At 68.0% G+C, this 15,112-nt stretch carries 8 protein-coding genes; 5 read left to right on the top strand and 3 right to left on the bottom strand.

What is annotated here, in order from left to right:
- Positions 1-110: 110 nt before the first annotated feature.
- Positions 111-1,526: a sensor histidine kinase gene (locus tag RT513_RS17580; RefSeq protein ID WP_088215824.1), complete on the bottom strand. Its 1,416-nt coding sequence runs from the start codon at positions 1,524-1,526 to the stop codon at positions 111-113.
- 242 nt (positions 1,527-1,768) lie between these two features.
- On the opposite strand from RT513_RS17580, the gene rpmH reads away from it, so the two are divergent.
- From rpmH to RT513_RS17605, 5 genes are read left to right on the top strand one after another with little or no spacing between them, the layout of a single operon-like run.
- Positions 1,769-1,906, top strand: a complete 138-nt coding sequence (rpmH, locus tag RT513_RS17585; RefSeq protein ID WP_035707816.1) for a 50S ribosomal protein L34 — start codon at positions 1,769-1,771, stop codon at positions 1,904-1,906.
- Between the two features lie 26 nt (positions 1,907-1,932).
- The gene (gene rnpA, locus RT513_RS17590; RefSeq protein ID WP_290689961.1) at positions 1,933-2,475 is read left to right on the top strand and encodes a ribonuclease P protein component; all 543 of its coding nucleotides are present in this window, start codon (positions 1,933-1,935) and stop codon (positions 2,473-2,475) included.
- Entirely contained in the window at positions 2,472-2,708 is a 237-nt protein-coding gene (gene yidD, locus RT513_RS17595; protein ID WP_035707821.1) for a membrane protein insertion efficiency factor YidD, read from the top strand. The genes rnpA and yidD overlap by 4 nt, the downstream gene beginning before the upstream one ends.
- Positions 2,708-3,577 carry a tRNA 2-thiocytidine(32) synthetase TtcA gene (gene ttcA / locus RT513_RS17600; protein ID WP_088215826.1) on the top strand — a complete coding sequence of 290 codons (870 nt, stop codon included), beginning with the start codon at positions 2,708-2,710 and terminating at the stop codon, positions 3,575-3,577. The genes yidD and ttcA overlap by 1 nt, the downstream gene beginning before the upstream one ends.
- 57 nt (positions 3,578-3,634) lie before the next feature.
- The gene (locus tag RT513_RS17605; RefSeq protein WP_290689959.1) at positions 3,635-5,173 is read left to right on the top strand and encodes a VOC family protein; all 1,539 of its coding nucleotides are present in this window, start codon (positions 3,635-3,637) and stop codon (positions 5,171-5,173) included.
- 4 nt (positions 5,174-5,177) lie between these two features.
- On the opposite strand, the gene RT513_RS17610 is transcribed toward RT513_RS17605, so the two are convergent.
- Positions 5,178-5,735, bottom strand: a complete 558-nt coding sequence (locus RT513_RS17610; protein WP_290689958.1) for an NADPH-dependent FMN reductase — start codon at positions 5,733-5,735, stop codon at positions 5,178-5,180.
- Positions 5,736-5,845: 110 nt separating this feature from the next.
- Positions 5,846-14,857 (bottom strand): GH36-type glycosyl hydrolase domain-containing protein, encoded by a 9,012-nt coding sequence (locus tag RT513_RS17615; protein ID WP_290689956.1) that lies wholly within the window; start codon positions 14,855-14,857, stop codon positions 5,846-5,848.
- Positions 14,858-15,112 lie beyond the last annotated feature (255 nt).

The following is a 15,112-nucleotide window of genomic DNA, read 5'->3' on the forward strand; positions in this document are numbered from 1 at the left end:
TCCTGACCCCCAGATTCGTAGTCTGGTGCTCTATCCAGCTGAGCTACGGGTGCGCTGTGGGGGGCATGTACCGCCCTGTGCGGGGGGATGCAAGGGAGAAAGTGAAGAAGTTATTGCGCCGCGGTTTCGACTTGCACGCTGCCGCGGGGCAGGCGGATGATGAACTCGGTGCCTTCCTCGTCGCTGCGGACAAGTTCCAGCCGCCCGCCGTGGCCGCGGACCAGTTCAGCGGAGATGGCGAGCCCAAGACCGAAGCCGCCCTTTCGCGCACCGCCCTGAAATGGGGTGAACAGGAACTCCCGTGCCTTCTGCGGCAGGCCGGGGCCGGTGTCCCCCACGCGGATGAACCACTCGACCTCATCCTCCCCGGCGCTGACCTCGATGACACCGGGCTGGCCGGTGGCCTCGATCGCCTGCCGGGCGTTGCGGATGAGGTTGGACAGCACGCGGTGAAGCTGCTCGGGGTCGGCGCGCAGCCACAATGTGGGCGGTACGTCGTTCAGGAAGGTGATCTGGCCGCCAGCCGCCTCATCCGCCATCGTCTCGCTTTCGAGAATCTCGGACACCGTGCGGATCAGCGGGAATCGGGTAAGGCTGGGCGGCGGCTCCTCTGCCCGGCCGAAGGCCAGCGTGCTTTCACACAGGTTGATCGCGCGGGAGAGGGAGCCCACGAGCTTTGGCGCTGCCCGCTGCACGGCAGGGTCTTCGGAGCTTTCCATGCGGTCGGCGAAGAGCTGCGCGGCGGTCAGGATGTTGCGCAGGTCATGGCTGATCCGGGCCACCGCTCCGCCGAGCTGGGCAAGCCGGTCCTTCTGGCGCAGCGCCTGGGTCAGCTGCGTCTGCATGGAGCGGAGGGCCACTTCCGCCTCACGGATTTCCCGCACGCCCCGACTGGACGGCTCGATGATGAGCCGCGCATCCTCCGGCGCCTCCGCATAGGCGGTGACATGCTGGATCAGGTGGCGGATCGGGCGTAGCAGCAGCCGGCTCACCGCCGCGAACAACAACACCGCCGTCACCACGGAGAACACGGCGGAGAGCAGGAGGATGCGCAGCCCGTAGTCCACCATCGCCTTGCGCATCGGCTCCGTTTCCGTCGTCACCTCGATCAGCAGGCCCGCGTCGTGCACCGGATTGCCGATCACGCGGATGATGCGGTTGTCCCGCTCCAGCAGAACGGAGAGCGAGTCGCGGATGAGCTGGAAGGGGCCTGCCTCCCGCAGGTCATAGGTGCCGTAGATCGGCTGGGTGATGGGGGAGGACAGAACGAGCTGGCGCACCTCGTCCCGGCGGAGGACCACGTTCATCACTCCCGCGGTGGCCAGCAGTTCCTTTTCCAGCGATTCGTCCAGCACATCGTCGCTGGCCAGAACAGAGAGCGCGGCGATCTGCGCCCGCTCCAGCCGGAGATGCAGATAATCCACCCGATAACGCGCGATGGAGGGGACGAGGATCAGCACCTCGGCCAGCAGCACGAACAGCGTCGTGACGAGGAGGAATCGGCCGGAGAGGGAGTTCAACACCATGCGAAGCGCCTGCCCCCGGTCGCAGCCCGACGCCGCCGGGGATTTTTCCCGGTTTTTTCACAGCTGCGCGACAGGATAAAGCGGAAAGCGACCTTGCGGCATCTCTCGGCGGGAGAGAGCGACGCCCGGATTGACTTCCTGCCGCTTTCCGCCTATTGGGCTGGCTTCGAACAACCCCGGCCTTCGAATCCGCGCGTTTTGCGGGTTTGGGTCGCATGACAGACGACGAACGGAGTGCCGCGATGAGCAAACGTACTTTCCAGCCGAGCAACCTGGTCCGCAAGCGCCGGCACGGGTTCCGCGCCCGCATGGCGACCAAAGGGGGCCAGCGCGTCCTCAACGCGCGCCGCGCCCGTGGCCGGAAGGTCCTCTCGGCGTAAGCCGGGACGACCCTGAGGTCAGAGACATGACGCCGCCGGAACCCGGTCAGGACGGCCTTGTCGCCGAACCTGATGGGGGGACGGCGGCGGTTTCGTCTGTGGACCAAGCTGCTGTGGACCAGGCTACCGGCGGGCGGACGCAGGAACCTCTTGGCCAGCACACCCGCCAGCACACCGGGTTCAGTATTCTGAAGCTTCGCGCGGATTTCCTGCGCGCGGCGCAGGCCCGCCGTCAGGCGACCTCCGGTTTCCTGCTTCAGGCCCGCCGCCGGGCGGAGGGGGAGCCGGGGGAGGGGATCCGCGTCGGGTTCACCTGCTCCAAGAAGGTCGGCAATGCCGTCGCCCGCAACCGCGCCAAACGGCGGCTCCGCGCCCTCGCGCGCGAGCGGCTGCCGCTGATCGGACGCGAGGGATGGGATTACGTGCTGGTCGGGCGGCCGGGCGTGACGACGGATCGACCCTTTGCCGATCTGCTGTCCGATCTCGACGCGGCCATCGCCTCTGTCCATCGCGCCTCTGTCCACCGCGAAGGGCCGCGACCGGAGAGGCGGGAAAGGCGGCCAAAGTGACGCCGCTCGCGCATGTGGTGGCACTGCCGGTCCGGGCCTACCGGCTGCTGATTTCGCCGTGGCTGGGCCAGTCCTGCCGGTTTCAGCCGACCTGTTCCGCCTATGCGCTGGAGGCGCTGGAGCGGCATGGCGGGCTGCGCGGCGGCTGGCTGACGCTCCGCCGCCTTCTTCGTTGTCACCCGTGGGGCGGGTCGGGTTATGATCCCGTGCCGCCCGCAAGAAGGGACCGCTGATGCTGGACGAGGCCGACGACATCCATCCGCTGTTCCACGGCGCCCCGCAGAGCACGGAGTTCCGCAAGCTCCGCAAACGTCTCGTACGCGAGGTGCGCGAGGCGATCGACGCCTATGGCATGATCGAGCGCGGCGCGCGCTGGCTCGTCTGTCTGTCGGGGGGCAAGGACAGCTATACGATGCTCGCGATCCTGCACGAGCTGCAATGGCGCGGCCTGTTGCCTGTCGATCTGCTCGCCTGCAACCTCGATCAGGGCCAGCCCGGATTTCCCGCGACGGTGCTGCCGGAGTTTCTGTCGCGCATGGGCGTGCCGCACCGGATCGAATATGCCGATACCTATTCCATCGTGATGGACAAGGTGCCGCAGGGCCGGACGATGTGCGCACTCTGCTCCCGCCTCCGGCGCGGCAACCTCTACCGCGTCGCGCGGGAGGAAGGATGTTCGGCGGTCGTTCTGGGACATCACCGGGACGACATCCTGGAGACGTTCTTCATGAACCTCTTTCACGGCGGGCGGCTGGCCACCATGCCGCCGAAGCTGCTGAACGAGGATGGCGACCTGTTCGTCTATCGCCCCCTGTCCTTCGTGGCGGAGGCGGATTGCGAGAAATTCGCCCGCGCGATGAACTACCCCATCATCCCCTGCGACCTCTGCGGGTCGCAGGACGGGTTGCAGCGCCAGCAGGTGAAGCAGATCCTCGACGGGTGGGAGGCGCGTTCGCCGGGCCGGCGGCAGGTGATGTTCCGCGCCCTGATGAACGCCCGCCCCTCGCATCTGCTGGACCCGGCGCTCTTCGATTTCGCGGGGCTGTCCCGCGGCGCGGAGCCTGCGGAAGCGGACCCGGCCATCCCGCGTCTTGCCGACTGACCTTGCCCCGCTCCCCGCCCGGCGCATATGCGGAAAGGGCAACGAAAAGGGAGCGGCATGGTTACGGGCATCCATCACATCACTCTGGTCACACGCCGCGTTCAGGCGAACGTGGATTTCTACGCGGGATTTCTCGGTCTCCGGCTGGTGAAGCGCACGGGCGGATTCGAGGATGCCGAACAGCTCCACCTGTTCTACGGCGACCGGACAGGCTCGCCCGGGTCACTGGTGACCTTTCTCGTGTGGGAGGATGGCGCGCCGGGCCGGGTCGGTCACGGTCAGGTGGCGGAGATCGCCTTTGCCGTGCCCCGCGCCGCGCTTGGCGACTGGCTGGGCCGCGCGCTGGAGCGGGGGATCCCGCACGAACATCCCCGCAGGGAATTCGGAGAGCCGGTCCTGCGGCTGAAGGATCCCGACGGCGTGGTGGTGAAACTGGTGGGCAGCGATCTGGCCGCGACCGCACCATGGACCGAGACCGTGCCGGAAGCGCTGGCGATCACCCGCCTGCGCTCCGCGACCCTGTTCAGCGAGGCGCCCGAGCAGACGGCGGCCTTCATCGCGCGGTTCGGCTATCGCCCGGTGGCGGAGGAGGGGACGGTGCGGCGCCTGCTGTCCGATACCGACGCCATCGACATCCGTGACGCCACCGGCTTCTGGCCGGGTGTGCCGGGAACGGGGATCGCCGATCACGTGGCCTTCCGCGCGCCCGATGTGCCCGCGATCCGCAGTATGGAGGCGGAGCTCGCCCGTCTGAACGCCACGGAAACCAACCTGCACGACCGGAAGTATTTCGTTTCTCTTTATGCCCGCGAACCTGCCGGAACACTGATCGAATACGCGACCGACGGCCCCGGTTTTCTTGTGGACGAGCCGGAGGAAACGCTGGGAACCGCCGTGATGATCCCGCCTTCCGATGCGGAGCGGGCCAACGATCTTCGCGTGATGCTGCCGCAGTTCGCATTGCCGGACGCGCCCCGCTTCCCCCGGCGCGACCTGCCCTTTGTCCACCGCCTGAACGAGCCGGAGGAGCCGGATGGCAGCGCGCTGTTCCTGCTGCACGGCACGGGCGGAAGCGAAGCGGACCTGATGCCGTTCGCCCGCCGCGTGGCGCCGCATGCCACTCTCATTGGTCTGCGCGGCCGTTCGACGGAGGAGGGGACGCTTCGCTGGTTCCGTCGGCTGGGAGAGGGGCGTTTCGACGAGGAGGACATCCGCTCGGAGGCAGAGGCGCTTTCCGCCACCATCGCGACCGCGATCCGGGGCTATGGGCTGGATGAGGCGCGCACCGGCTTTCTGGGGTATTCCAACGGTGCGAACATGATCTGGGCGGCGATGCTGCTGGAGCCGCGCGCGGTGCAGCGGGCGGTGCTGCTCCGCCCCGTGGCCGTGCTGTCCGCACCGCCCGTGCCGGAGGCGAGCGGAGCGGCGCTGATCGTCTCGGGGGCGATGGACGAGGTTGCTCCGCCCTCTCCCCTTGTCGCGGAAGCGCTGCGGGCGGCGGGCGTGGAGGTGACGGAGGAGGTGGTGGAGGCGGGACATGCCCTGACCCCTGCGGATGCGCTCGTAGTCAAGGCATGGCTGGAGGAATACCTCTGAGCGGTCAGACGCCCTCCCGCACGAAATCCACGAAGCCGGCGAGGAAGCTCGCAAGCTGCTTCCGCGTTTCCTCGTTCTCCAGTTCGTGATCTGCGTCCATCAGCGTATGGGCGCGTGACACCATCATCCGCCCCCCGAACCATGGCCGCGTGCCAAGCGTGCGGAACACAGGAAGCCAGGCGTTCTGGGCAAGGATGGTGCCGAAGCCGCCCGGAGAGGCGCCGATGACCGCGACGGGCTTGCCGCCCCACACCTGCGCGATGTCATCGGCGGGCCGGGTCATCCAGTCGATCGCGTTCTTGAACACGCCGGGCAGCGAATTGTTGTATTCCGGCGTCACGACCAGCAACCCGTCAGCCTGCGTCAGCGCATCCTTCAGGCGGGCTACCGGCTCCGGGATACCCGACGCGGCCTCGTCATCGGCATTGTAGAGCGGCACCTCGGCGATGCTGCCCATCTGCAGGGCCGCTCCCTCCGGCATCAGCCCGGAGGCGGCGCGGAGCACCGATGCGTTGAACGAGGCGCGGCGGAGGCTGCCGGACAGTCCGAGGATGGTGGTCATCGCGTTCCTTTCCTGTTGCTGGGCGGGAATATAGCATTCCCGGACGCTCCTTCATCTCCCGGGAAAGCGGGCCCGGCTGTCGGGGCTGCCCTGTCTTGCCGGTGGGGCGTCTAGCGGCTGTCCGTCTCTGCCGCATCACGGGGAACGGGCGCTGCCGATCCGTCGGGGGCGTCCGCGCTTTGCCGGGTCACCTCGACAGTATGGGAGCCGTCCCGCCTGGACACCGCGACGTGGTAGCGGCAGCCGTCGGGAAGCCGGATGTCGGCCTTGTAGCCCGGCCATTCGGGCGGGATGTTCGGCTCCACGCGCAGGTTTCCATCGGCCAGCGTGATGCCGAGGATCCCTTCCACGGCAGCGCGGTAGAGCCAGCCTGCCGAGCCGGTATACCACGTCCAGCCCCCGCGCCCGCGCTTGTCGCCGATGCCATAGACATCCGCCGCCACGACATAAGGCTCCACCCTGTAGCGATCCGCCTCCGAACGGTTCTCCGCATGGGAGACGGGGTTGATCATGTCGAAAAGACCATGCGCATCCGCACCCCGGCCCATTCGCGCCAGCGCATAGACCATCCACGCCGCGGCATGGGTGTATTGTCCCCCGTTTTCCCGCACGCCGGGGGGGTAGCCCTGAATATAGCCGGGATCGCGGCCCTCGCCATCCGCGCCGCCGACGAAGGGCGGCTGGAACAGGCGAATGAGGCCCGCCTCGGTATCCACCAGATGCGACAGGGCCGCATCCACCGCGATGGTTGCGTGCTCGTCCGGGGCGATGCCGGAGATGGCGGCCCAGCTCTGCGCGATGGAATCGATGCGGCAGGCGTCGCTTTCCCGGCTTCCGAGCGGGGCGCCGTCGTCATAATAGCCACGGCGATACCACCCCCCGTCCCATCCCGCCGTTTCCAGCGCCTGCGCCAGCCGCTCCCGATGCGCCTGCCAGCGGTCAGCGCGCTCCGCCTCGCCCCGCGCCCGCGCGAAGGGCGCGAAAGCGTCGAGCGTGGCGGCAAGGAACCAGCCAAGCCAGACGCTCTCTCCCCGTCCCTTTTCGCCCACCCGGTTCATGCCGTCGTTCCAGTCGCCCCCCAGAATCAGCGGCAGCCCGTTCGCCCCCGTCCGTGCCACGGCGAGGTCGAGCGCGCGGGCGCAGTGTTCGTAGAGCGGCGCCGTCTCCGCGCTGTGACCGGGTGTGTAGAAGGCGTCATGCTCCCCTTCCTCCAGCCTCCGGCCCTCTAGCCAGGGCAGCGGATGGTCCAGCAAGGCGGTATCGCCGGTAGCCGCCACGTAGCGCTCGGTCAGATGGCCCAGCCACACCACATCGTCGGAGATCATCGTCCTGACACCCGCGCCCGTCGCAGGCAGCCACCAGTGCTGCACGTCGCCCTCGGGGAACTGGCGACTGGCGGCATTCAGGATCTGCGCGCGGGCGAGGGAGGGGTCCTGCAGGAGCAGGGCGCTCGTATCCTGCAGCTGGTCGCGGAACCCGAAGGCGCCGGAGGCCTGATAGAAGGCGCTGCGCGCGCGGATACGGCAGGCGATGGCCTGATAGGGCAACCAGCCGTTTATCATGAGATCGAGCTTCGGATCAGGGGTGCTGACCTGCAGGGTATCCGTGATCCCGCCCCATTCCCGTGCCACCGCGGCAAGCGCGGCCTGCCAGGCATCCTCCCCGAGCACGCGGGCGGGCAGGTGATCGACATCGGCTTCCGCCCCGTCGCCGAGCGCGAATGTCACGCTGCGGCTGGCGCCGGGGGGAAGGGTCACTTCCGAGACGAGCACGGCGCAGGGATCGCCCTCCGTCTCCAGGGAGGACCCCGGCCAACCGTCCACCAGCGCCGCCGGACGGCGGGTGTTGCCCCCCCGCCCGAAGAACGCGGTCCGAGAGCCGAGGAACCCCGTCACGACACGGTCGCAGGCGAAGACGGCGGCATGCCCTGCCGCTTCCGTTGCAAAGGGGTTCCGCGCGGCAAGCCCGCCGGAGGCAAGCCGCCGGAGCCGGATCATCGGCGCGGTCCGGCTGCGGTTCTGGCCCAGAACGCATTCCGCATAGCCCGCAATGCGGAGACGCAACGTCCGCCCGGACCGATTGTGGAGCGTGAGACGGGTGAGCTTCGCCGGTTGATCCGCGTGGAGCGTCTGGACGGCCTCCACCTCCAGCCAGTCGGTAAAGGCGCGGAAGGTGGTCTGACCGAAGCCGTGCCGCACCTCGTAGAGCGCCAGCGGATCGTCTGAGAGGCCCGCGAAGGGTGTCGCGATGCGGCCGGTCTCTGCATCGTGGATGAAGAAGCCCTCGCCCGGCGGGTCGATGACCGGATCGTTCGACCATGGCGTGATCTGGTGATCGCGGGAATTGACCGACCAGGTGAAACCCGCCCCGGTGGCCGAGATGTGGAAGCCGAATGCGCCGCGCGCGATGACGTTGATCCAGGGATGCGGTGTCGCCTCTCCGTGGCGGAGACGGATGATATAGCTCCGCCCGTCCGCGGAAAAGCCGCCATAGCCGTTCCAGAAGCGCAGCGTTTCCTCGGGGAAGACAGGGGGCGGCAGGGCTTTGACCGGCACGGGGGGCGGCGGAGCCTTCGGGGCAACGGTTTCCTCGGCGATGGTGTCGAGCCGGTGGATTTGCTCGGACAGCCGCCCATTGCGGGTATGTATCGAAATCCGCGCGGCGGCGAGGAGCGTGTCCAGCGTCTCGCGGCCCAGCATGTCGCGGCGCAGGACGTACACATTGCCGCCTTCCCCCGTCCTGCGGCGCTCATAGCTCTGCGACAGGGCGTTGATCTCGTCCTGCAACTGCTCGGAATAGGAGGTGGCGCGCTCGTTCAGGATCACCAGATCCGCCAGCACCCCGCGCGCCCGGAAGTAGAGATGCATCCTGAGCGCTTCCCGCACGATGGGAAGATCCGCCTCGCTGTCCAGGCGGAGCAGGAAGATCGGCACATCGCCCGATATGCCCGCAGGCCAGAGCGCGGATTGCGGACCCATCGCCGCCTGTGTCTCCGCATCCATCGCCGTCAGCGACAGGTCTGGATAGACCAGCAGCGCGGCATACCGGCGAAAGAGCGCGGCTTCCTCCAGCGGGATGTCCAGATGGCGGAGCTGCACCTGCGAATAGGTCCAGGCGAGGCGGCTCTCGTGCTCGAAGGTTTCGGCGCGGCTGTAGTGCGCCACCGCCCGCTCCAGTTCCTCCGCAGTGTCGGTGACGACAGTCCAGAAGATCAGGCTCGCCTCCTTGCGGGGCAGGATGCGGATGCGGCGGCGGAGGGAGAATATCGGGTCCAGCGTAAATCCCGTCGCCCCGGTGAGTTCCACGCCCGGATCGAAGGCGGCTGCCGTGCCGAGCGTGCGCCCGCGGCCGATGAAGGCGCGCCGGTCTGTCTCGAACTCGCTGCCCCGCCCCTCCGGCGGCCCGCTCAGGAAATGGGCGAGGTGCAACTGCCTGTCGTCCGCGTTGCGCCGGTTGCGCCGCGCGGTGATGACACGGCCGTTCTCCCAGACCTCCGTGCGGACGAACATTTTCGAGAAGGCGGGATGCGCCGCGTCCGACTCCGCCCGGTCGAGCACGATCTCCCCATAGGAGGTGATCTCTATGGTCCGCGCCTCGGTGCCCAGATTGCGGAGCACGATGCGCCGCCCTTCCGCATTGGCCTCTGCCGCGACGATGACTTCCATCCGGCTGTCGATGCCATGCGCGACCTTGTGGAACTCCGCCTTGTGGTCGGAGAAGACGGCGCCCGCGATCTCCCGTCTGGCGCGGCGCGGGCTGGTGCTGGCGGACCACCACTGGCCCGAGGCCGTATCCCGCAGGAACAGAAAGCTGCCGCCGTTGTCGAAGGTGGGGTCCGGCCGCCAGCGCGTGACCGCGAGCCTGCCATATGTCATATAGCCCGCCCCGGTGGTGGAGAGCATGACCGAGTGGTGCCCGTTGGACAGGATGGCCACCGCGTTGCGGTTGTCCTCCGGCTCGGGCGCGACGTTCAGGGGCTGCGCCTCCGGCCCGGCGACATGGGCGGGGACGGAGGCCGCGTCGCTCCGGGTAAGGGGCACGATTTCTCGCGGCGCCTTTTCCTGCAACAGCAGTTCCGCCGCCTTGATGACCGGATCGTCGTGAAAGCGCGTGCGGTGGATGCCGTCGAGGATGGAGTTGCCGATCGCGACGATGCTCATACCGTGGTGATGCGCCATGTAGTTCCGCACGACCGCGTATTTCGCGCCTTCCTGCAACCGGCTGGGGGTGAAGTCCACGGCATCATAGGCCCCCTGCGGGCCGAAGGCGCCCATCTTCTCCAGCCGCCGCAGGTTCGCCACCGCCGCATGGGGACGCAACTGGCTCGCCAGCAGCGTGGCATAGGGGGCGACGACCACGTCCTGCCCGAGGGCGCGTTTCAGGCCAAGCTCCGGCACTCCGAAGGCGTAATACTGGTAGTTCATCTCCCGGTCGCGGGCGTTGAAGGCGCTCTCCGACACTCCCCATGGGATGCCCAGGCGGTTGCCGTGCTGTATCTGCACTGCCACTGCCATGGCGTTGGACTGGTTCAGGATACCGCCCACGCGCTCCTGCATCACGAGCGGGGGCATGAGGTACTCGAACATCGACCCGGACCATGACAGCAGCACGCCCCGCCCCTCAAAGGCGGTGACGGGCCGGCCGAGGCGGGTCCAGTGCTCCACCGGCAGGTCGCCCTTGGCGATGGCAAAGAAGGAGGCGAGCCGCGCCTCCGACGCCAGCAGGTCGTAGCAGGACAGGTCGCGCTCCCCCAGATCCGGCCTGTAGCCGATGGAGAGGAGCCGCTTCTCCGGGTCCATCAGGAAGCGGAAGTCCATGGCGAAGGCGAGGGCGCGCGCCCGTTCCGCCAGCGCGGCGAGGCGCTCTGCCAGACTGTCCTTCTCCTCCCATCCCGCAAGCGAATCCCCCGTCATCGCGTCGCATGTCGCTTTCAGCGCATTGGCCCACCAGACGAGTTCCGCGGTGGCCGCATGGCCCGCCTCCCGGTCGAGGTCGAGGCTCAGCTTGCGGATGTCCTCGGCGATGACGGCGAGGTTGATCGCGCGCACGGGGGCAAGCTGCGGCTCATCGAGATAGCTGGCGAGGCTCCGGGCGAAACCGTCGATCCGCTCCTCGATCCGGCGGCGGAGGGGGCGGAGCGTGCGGCGGTCATCCGGCACGGCGGCATGGCGCTCCCGCACCAGGGCCAGCACGTCGCCGATCCCGTCCAGATTGCCCAGCATGTTGACCGAGGGGTTCCGGCTCCACTCGCGGAGCGCGGAAGACAGCGTGACCAGATGTCCGGCGAGGTTGCCGCTGTCCACGGCGGAGACATATCGCGGCTCCAGCACGGCGAGGTTCGCCGTGTCATACCAGTTGTAGAGATGGCCCCGATACTTCTCCATCCGCTCCAGCGTGCCGAGGGACTGTTCGATGCGGCCCACGGCGGCCTCGAAGCTGATCCAGCCGAAATCGCGCGCGGTCAGGACGGAAAGCAGATAAAGCCCGATGTTGGTGGGGGAGGTCCGCTCGGCAATCTTCGGGGCAGGGGCTTCCTGAAAGTTGTCGGGGGGCAGCCAGTTCGACTCCGCGGTGACGAAGGTTTCGAAATACCGCCAGGTGAGCCGTGCCGTCCGGCGCAGCGTGTCACGGTCGGCGGGACGGATGTTCAGCCGATCCTCCGTGGCGAGCGGGCGGCTCACCTCCCATGCCGCCAGCGGCGCCAGCGTCCAGATCAGCGCGAAGGGCAGGGCGACGGCCAGACAGGCGGGGTTCACAAGCGCCACCGCGACAAGGAGCCCCAGCCCGATCACCGGCGATATCCACATGTAGCGCAGGTAGTCCTTCAGATCGGACCGCGCGCCCACATGCACCTGCTGGGCCGTGCGCCATTCCAGCAGATGCTTGCGAGAGACGAACATGCGGTAGAGGGCGCGCGCGATCGCATCGCCCATCGTCACCGCGAGATGCGCCATGAAGGTGAGCCGCAGCCCGAACTCCACCAGAAGGCCGCGCCCCTCGCTCAACACCACGTGGACATGGCTCCGGGGAGATGTTCCCCGCTGCCGGGGCACCACCCCGATCAGGAAGTTGGCAAGCGGCACCAGGATGAAGGTCAGGACAAGCCCCACCTGCCACCAGAGCGCGGCGGTGAACGGCATCGTCAGCCAGCCGATGGCGGACCCCAGCACCCAGGCGATGGGGACCAGCGTGCGGCGCAGGTTGTCCACCATCTTCAGCCGCGCCACGCCGTTCAGCCCGTTCGTCGGGTCGAGGATGAAGGGCAGAAGCTGCCAGTCCCCCCGCGCCCAGCGGTGCTGGCGGGAGACATCCACTTCGTAACGCGTCGGGAAATCCTCGATCACCTGCACATCGGAGACGAGCGCCGCGCGGGCCAGCGAGCCTTCGATCAGGTCATGGCTCAGAACCGCGTTTTCCGGCAGGCGGTTGTCGATGGCGGCGTCGAAGGCGCGGACGTCATAGATGCCCTTGCCGGTGAAGCTCCCCTCGTCCAGCAGGTCCTGATAGAGGTCGGACACGGCAAAGACGTAAGGATCAAGACCCCGGTTGGCGGAGAACACCCGCTGGAAAACGGAGCTTTCCGCCCCGGATGTGAGCGAGGGCGTGACACGCGGTTGCAGGATGCCGTGTCCGCGCGTGACAAGGCCCGTTTTGGGGTCGTTGCGGGGCCGGTTCACCGGGTTGTCGATCTTGCCGACCAGATCGGCGATGGAATCGCGCGGCAGACGGGTATCCGCATCCAGCGTCACCACGTAGCGCACCCCGTCCGGCGGGCGGGGGCCGGTGTCGAGGAAGGTGGTGTCGCCCTCACCCTCCAGAAGCTGGTTCAGCTCGCTGAGCTTGCCGCGCTTGCGCTCCCACCCCATCCAAACGCCCTCGGCGGCATTGAACAGGCGGCGGCGGTGCAGAAGGAAGAACCGCCGCCGCCCGTCATGGGCATAGCGCTCTGCCAAGAGGTCAATGCCGTCTCGGGCATAGGCCACCAGTTCGTCGTCGGAGGGCTGCGTCTCCTCCGCCGCATCGGCCCAGTCGGAGAGCAATGCAAAGGACACCTCGCCGCGCGGATTGGCGAGATAGTGCCGCTCGAGATTGCCCAGCAGGTCGTCGATCGTGTCGTAATCGGTCAGCAGGCAGGGGATGACCACCAGCGTCCGCGCCTCCGGGGGGATGGCGTCGGTGTAGTCATAGGCGGGCAGCCGCGCCGGCGGCACGAGCCGGGAGGAGACGAGGCTCACCAGCGCCATCGCCGCATCCGAGGCCGGAACCAGTGCCAGCAGGATGAGCAAGACGGAGACGGGGAGCGGCAGCATCGGCTGGGCGGGAAGCGTGAGGGCCAGTAGTCCGGTGATGATCACGGAGAGTACCAGCACCGGCACGAAGATCGCCGGCCAGCCCAGCCGCCGCGCAAAGCGGAGGCAGCGCTCCCCGAAGCGCATCCGGTAGCCGCAGGCATGTTCCAGCTCGCCGAGCCTGTCGCCCACCAGCACACGCCCAACCTCTGGCCCAACCTCTGGCCCGGTATCGTGGGGCGTGTCGCGCGGGGTGTCGGCGGGACTGCCTGCCTCACTCGTGCGGGTATCTGCGGGGTCTGTCTGCGCCTGTGGTTCCGTTGGACGGGCGGCGAAGCGATTCGGATCACCTGCGCCTGAAAGAGCACCCGCCGCGTCGGAACTGACCGGGGCGGGGGACGCGTCGAAGGACTGCGCAGGCGAAATGGGTGAGTGATCATTCCCCGAATCATCCGGGGGCGATGCGTTCCCGGCCGACTCCGAAGGGGACGTGCCTGACAGGGACGTGCCTGACAGGGGCGCGCCTGCTCCGGCATCCTGCAAGGGAGGGCGCCCCTCCGGGTGCGAGGGAAAGCCCCCCTCCGGTTCAGCGCCAGAGCGGAGGCTTTCCGCCGATCCTTCACTCAACACGGGCCGGCGAGCCGATTGCGCCGCGTCCGGCGTCAGGCGCGTGTCCCGATCATCTGATCCGGTTGAGCCCGGCCCGATTGTGGCAGGCCCGATCGCGTCAGGCCGCCCGTCTGCATCGCGTGGCACATCTGCATCATGAAACCCGCCTGCATCCTGTGGCCTGTCCGTCCGGGCGAGGGCCACGGCTTTTTCCGCCACCTCCACCTCGTCGAGCCGGCCATGACGCGCCACGCGTTCGACTGTGTCGCGGTAGGCATTGCGTGACGGCTTGTCGAGGCGGCCATAATCGGAAGACTGCCGGAGCACCCTGTCAACAGCGCTGACCTTTTCGAACCATGTGAGCCAGTCCACGTCGTCCACCAGCCTGAGGCTGCGGATGATGTTGCCGCTGGAGACGTTGCTCGCCGACTGGCGTGCATGTTCCAGCGCAACCATGCGCTCGGCAGTGGTCCCGCGTTCCGCCAGCCGGGCATCCAGCCAGGCCGTGCCCTCGCGGGATATCTGCGTGCCGTCGCGGAAGCGATAGACGAGCTGGGACGCGAAGGTATCCTCCCGCGCTTCCGCGACATGCGTGGCCAGAAGCAGCGCCACGCCGCCGTCGCCCGCGGGGATGAGCATCTGATCGGCGAGCGCATTGGCCGCAAGCCTCTGCCGACGGGCGCTGTCCACCTGTTCCGATTGCCGGCGGAGGTTTTCGAGCAGCACGAAGCGCAGGAGCGCCGGAACCGCCCAGAGCTCTCCGATGGTGAGGATGCGGCGGGTCTGGTAGCCCTCGACCATCTCCGTCAGCCCGGCGAGCGAGATCTCGGAATCCACAATCGCCACGTATTGCCAGGCAAGTGCGAAGGCACGGGGGACCCGCTGCCCGTTGACAAGCGTGATCTGTGGCAGGTGGCGGTAGAAGGAGGGGGTGAGGTCGCGGCGGAGGTGGCGGAAGTTTTCCTCTACCACATGATGGTTGTCGATCAACCATTCGGCGGCGGGGGTGATAAGCTCCCCATCCCGCGCGGCGGCCATGATGGAGAGGTAGTTCCGCGCGATGACGGCCTGATTCTGGTCCAACCGCTCCATGATGCGGAAGGGCTGGAAGGCGTAGAGGTCGGGGCTTTCGCTCTCGGCGACGGCAGCGCCCGCCGCGCGGAGACTGCCGCCCGACCAGAAGGGGATACGGATGGAGGACGCCTCGGGGCTCGTTCCGTCCACGGTCAAGCCCAATGCCAGTGGGTCATGCAGCGCCTCCCTGAGCGACGGGCGGCGATCAGAATACCTCGCTCACCCTGGCCGCAACGCGGCGAAAGCGGCGTTGTTCCCTGAGCGGGGGGCTTGCTTGACCGGCCTGAGCCTGACGCCCGAACTTTAAGCGCCCCACCGCCTTGCGCCTGTCCTGCAGGCAGAAGACGGATGTCGGAGCAGTCGGAGCAGTCGGAGCAGTCGGAGCAGTCGGAGCAGTCGGAGCAG

It is taken from the genome of Haematobacter sp. (genome assembly GCF_032102465.1).
Taxonomy (GTDB): Bacteria; Pseudomonadota; Alphaproteobacteria; order Rhodobacterales; family Rhodobacteraceae; genus Haematobacter.

Bases quoted from the DNA above. Each gene is read 5' to 3' on its own strand.
- RT513_RS17580 (WP_088215824.1), bottom strand. From the start codon at position 1,526: ATGGTGTTGAACTCCCTCTCCGGCCGATTCCTCCTCGTCACGACGCTG.
- rpmH (WP_035707816.1), top strand. From the start codon at position 1,769: ATGAGCAAACGTACTTTCCAGCCGAGCAACCTGGTCCGCAAGCGCCGG.
- rnpA (WP_290689961.1), top strand. From the start codon at position 1,933: ATGACGCCGCCGGAACCCGGTCAGGACGGCCTTGTCGCCGAACCTGAT.
- ttcA (WP_088215826.1), top strand. From the start codon at position 2,708: ATGCTGGACGAGGCCGACGACATCCATCCGCTGTTCCACGGCGCCCCG.
- RT513_RS17605 (WP_290689959.1), top strand. From the start codon at position 3,635: ATGGTTACGGGCATCCATCACATCACTCTGGTCACACGCCGCGTTCAG.
- RT513_RS17610 (WP_290689958.1), bottom strand. From the start codon at position 5,735: ATGACCACCATCCTCGGACTGTCCGGCAGCCTCCGCCGCGCCTCGTTC.